The sequence below is a fragment of the Pontibacter aydingkolensis genome (genome assembly GCF_019443125.1).
GTDB lineage: Bacteria > Bacteroidota > Bacteroidia > Cytophagales > Hymenobacteraceae > Pontibacter > Pontibacter aydingkolensis.
Window position 1 is genome coordinate 1 of the sequence record NZ_JAHYXK010000042.1, and the last position, 3,808, is coordinate 3,808.

Genomic DNA, 3,808 nt, shown 5'->3' on the forward strand with positions numbered 1-3,808 from the left:
AGAACAAGAAACAGGAGAATAGTCAGGAAAACGGCCTGCTTCTCTAAAAAAGAGCAAAACCACTACGATGCTATGAAGCTAATATTCTATTACCGAAATCATCATACATTGTAGACCACAACCGTTAATAGATAGTAAAATTCAATAAAGCATAGGATTAACTTTAATGCGTAACTTCTTGGCTACTCTCGATATAATTAAACAGGTTTTGCCAGAGTCGCCAATAATTTAAACTTTGTCCATTTTTTGTTGTCTCCAGGCGTCGTAACTCATTTCAAACCTGATTTCATCGGAACCGTTCAGGCCAGCTTCTGTCCAACCCTGCAGACGGTAGAATTTCTCTGCCCTGGTGTTGAATTCCGTTCCCAGCCATAAAGTCTCTTTTGTTTGGCTAAAATACCAATTCAGCATGGTATCGTGGAGTTTCTTTCCAATACCTTTTCCTTCGTGTTCAGGGTTTAAAAAAAGTGCCCATACATTATTCGCAATCAGGTCTGCTATGGCAAAGCCAACAATCTCCTGTTCTATCTCACAAACCCAGCCTTTACCCCGAATAATCAGATAGTCTTCACAGTCTTTATCTGTTACAAGGGCAGGGTTTGACAGTACGTTTTCTTTTACAGTGTGCCGCACAATTTGGATTTGTGGAATATCGGTAGTTTTTGCTTCTCTGAAGATCATTGTAAGATTATAGTAAATGGATAAAGCCCAATCTTTAAAGTGTACTTTCTTGTAACTGGCAGGTTAGTGTAAAGCCAGTTTCATCTGGTAAAGGTCGAGGCCTTTTGCCCAGAAATCTTTTTCGGTTGTCTCCAGGCGAAACCCGGCTTTTCCATAAAACTTGTATACCAACTGGGTAGTTCTTACCTGAATCAAGTTAATTGAAGGATTGCTCTTTATTTTGGCTATCCTGTGCAGAAGGAGTTTTTTACCAATACCCTTGCCCTGGAACTCCGGGTGAATGATGTCCCAGGAAATTCGTGTTAAGCCGGCATCCGGGAAGTAATTAATTCCTCCTGAGCCAACTATTCTTCCGTTTTCTTCCACAACAAAGTAATCTTCTATTTCATGATTCAGATAGTGAATCAGATCGCTTTCTTCTTCCGGAGCAAAATACAATGGCGTATTCAGCCGCAGTAGCTCAATTACTTCTACTTTGTCTTTTTCGGTATAAAGTCTGATCATTGGGGTTGTCATCTTATGCGTAGCTGCCAGTAAAGTATAAACATACGGTTTGTTTTTAATACGAACAGATGCTCTCGCAAACAAGTTGTGATTAAATAATCAACAACACTTTAGGTTAAACTATAAAACAAAAAAGGCGGACCTGCTGGCCCGCCTTTCAAGTATAAACTATTCAGACTACTTCTTTTTTGCAGGAGTTTTAGTCTTTGTTGTATCAGCTTTCTCAGTTTCATATTCCTGGTTCAGGCCGGATACTACTTCAGTTGTAATGTCTCGGGTAGAGTCGGAGTAAAGTATGGCACTGTTTCCGCGCTGGTAGGTTAATACCATCTTGTAGCCTTTATCTTCGCTCAGTTTCTTTAAGTAAGCCTCTACCTGGTCGTAGATCTTCTTCATTTCCTCAGACTCCTCAGTCATCAACTCGTTACCGGAGCTTTGCTGTAAAGCCTGTAGCTGCTGCTGCTTTTGCATCAAACGCTGTTCTGTGGCTTGAGCCTGCTGCTGTGTCATGCCGCCTGCCTGCTGCTGGAAACGCTGTACTTCTTTCTGGAAAGACTCGGCTTGAGAACGCAGGCTTTTTTCTTTTGCTTCAGCCTTGCCCTGTAGTCTAGTTCTTACATCTTTAAAGTACTCGTAATTAGCCAGTAAAGAGTCAGAGTTAACATAAACAATGTCAGGAACACCTGCTTCAGTTCTTTGTATAGCACCGGTTTCTGTAACAGCTGTTGCTGTTTCACCATCTTGCTTGCATGCTGCCAGGGTGGCTGTAGCTACAGCAAGGCCCAGGGTTAGTTTTAATAATTTCACAGTAAGTTTATTTGTTTAACTAAGTTGGAAGTTTTTCAACTCTAAATATAGGGTATTTTTAGATTAAGCCTAAATTATTTAATGCTTTAGTATCTCCTGATAGGTTTCTTCGGCATCCATCAGGCCATTGGCGTCTAAACCTGTCAGGCGTACGTGCTTGGTTTCGTTTACCAATACAGGATCATACTTGGCTGCCACACGCACATAGTTTTCTGTCCAGCCTTCCATTACGCCATCTTTCACATCGTCTTCGAAAAGCACCGTGAACTCACAGCCAATATTCTGTTCGTAAAAATGACGTTTCTTTTTCTCGGAAAGTATGCGCAGCATATCGGCGCGGCGGTTGCGGTCTTTTATACTTACTTTGCCCGGCATATCAGGGGCAAGTGTGTTTTCTCGCTCAGAGTAAGGGAATACGTGCAGGTAACTTACATCCAGTCCGTTTATGAAGTTGTACGTCTCCAGGAAATCTTCTTCTGTTTCGCCAGGGAAGCCGACAATAACATCAACCCCAATGCAGCAATGCGGCATCAGCGCTTTTATAGTTGCCACACGATCCGCATACAGCTCACGCTGGTAACGGCGGCGCATCAGTTTTAAAATTTTATTCGATCCAGACTGCAACGGCACATGGAAGTGCGGCATAAAGCGCTGGCTCTGCGATACGAACTGGATGATCTCGTCCTTTAACAGGTTTGGCTCGATGGAAGAGATACGGAAACGCTCAATGCTTTCTACCTTATCCAATTCCTGTACCAGCTCATAGAACGATTCTACACGCTGCCCATCCTGTAAGCCAAAATCGCCTGTATTTACCCCTGTAAGCACGATCTCCTTCACGCCAGACTCAGCTATCTCGTTAGCTGATTTTACTACGTTGGCTATACTATCAGATCGGCTGCTGCCACGCGCTAATGGAATTGTACAGAAGGAGCAGGAATAATCACAACCATCTTGTACTTTTAGGAATGTGCGGGTACGGTCTCCGAATGAATAAGAGTTATGGAACGTGTTTGCTTCTGAAATCGGACTGGCGTATACTTCAGCTTTGCCCTTTTTCTCAAAGGTTTCAAGTATGTCGACCAACTGAAACTTCTCGGCAGCACCTAATACGGCATCTACTCCCGGTATCTCGGAAATCTCTTTGGGTTTAAGCTGGGCATAGCAACCCACGATGGTAATGAACGCATTAGGCGAATGTTTCTGGGCCTCTTTTACGATCTTACGACATTTCTTATCGGCATTGTCAGTCACCGAGCAAGTGTTGATGACATAAATATCCGGCGTATCGGTAAACTCTACTTTCTCAAAACCACGCTCCTGGAAAATGCGTCCGATGGTGCTGGTTTCGGAGTAGTTCAGCTTACAGCCTAAGGTATAAAAAGCTACTTTCTTCATAATCAGACCGCAAAGTTACGAAATTTAATTGTTGAATGGTTGAAGGTTGAATGGCTAAATTGTTAAATGGCTGGATGGTTATTCGTTAATAGTTGTTCGTTGATCGTTAATGGGAACGTAGAGACGCAATACTTTGCGTCTTGCTTGCTACAGGGCTTAGGGTAGTTGAATTGTAAAGCAGCCAAATTGTATAGTATAACCTATAGCTTTTGGAAGTCTGAAGACTTCCCATCATTGCAGGTCACAAGTGACACTTCGTTTAACACTTGCGCCAGAAATACTAGCCTTTTAACAATTTGGTTGTGGTCTACAATGTATGATATTGGAATAAGTATGACAGCAAGGGTGTTTACAGGAAGTTATGTGCGAGATAACTATCCAGATAAACTGCCCCTACTGCCACAGTGTGAAAGTAGTG

The 3,808-nt window shown here is 42.6% G+C and carries 4 protein-coding genes and 1 pseudogene; 1 reads left to right on the plus strand and 4 read right to left on the minus strand.

Features of this window, described 5'->3' with window-relative positions; all coding sequences use genetic code 11:
• Positions 1-114 (plus strand): annotated as a pseudogene (locus K0O23_RS20670) (IS1 family transposase); the annotation flags it as partial.
• 114 nt (positions 115-228) lie between these two features.
• On the opposite strand, the gene K0O23_RS20020 reads toward K0O23_RS20670, so the two are convergent.
• The 4 genes from K0O23_RS20020 to mtaB form a co-directional block, all read right to left on the minus strand.
• Positions 229-681, minus strand: coding sequence for a GNAT family N-acetyltransferase (locus K0O23_RS20020; protein ID WP_219879235.1), 453 nt, complete (start codon positions 679-681; stop codon positions 229-231).
• A gap of 63 nt (positions 682-744) precedes the next feature.
• Entirely contained in the window at positions 745-1,185 is a 441-nt protein-coding gene (locus K0O23_RS20025; RefSeq protein WP_219879236.1) for a GNAT family N-acetyltransferase, read from the minus strand.
• Positions 1,186-1,362: 177 nt separating this feature from the next.
• Positions 1,363-1,992, minus strand: coding sequence for an OmpH family outer membrane protein (locus K0O23_RS20030; RefSeq protein WP_317195722.1), 630 nt, complete (start codon positions 1,990-1,992; stop codon positions 1,363-1,365).
• 78 nt (positions 1,993-2,070) lie between these two features.
• Entirely contained in the window at positions 2,071-3,390 is a 1,320-nt protein-coding gene (gene mtaB / locus K0O23_RS20035; protein WP_219879237.1) for a tRNA (N(6)-L-threonylcarbamoyladenosine(37)-C(2))-methylthiotransferase MtaB, read from the minus strand.
• Positions 3,391-3,808: the final 418 nt, after the last annotated feature.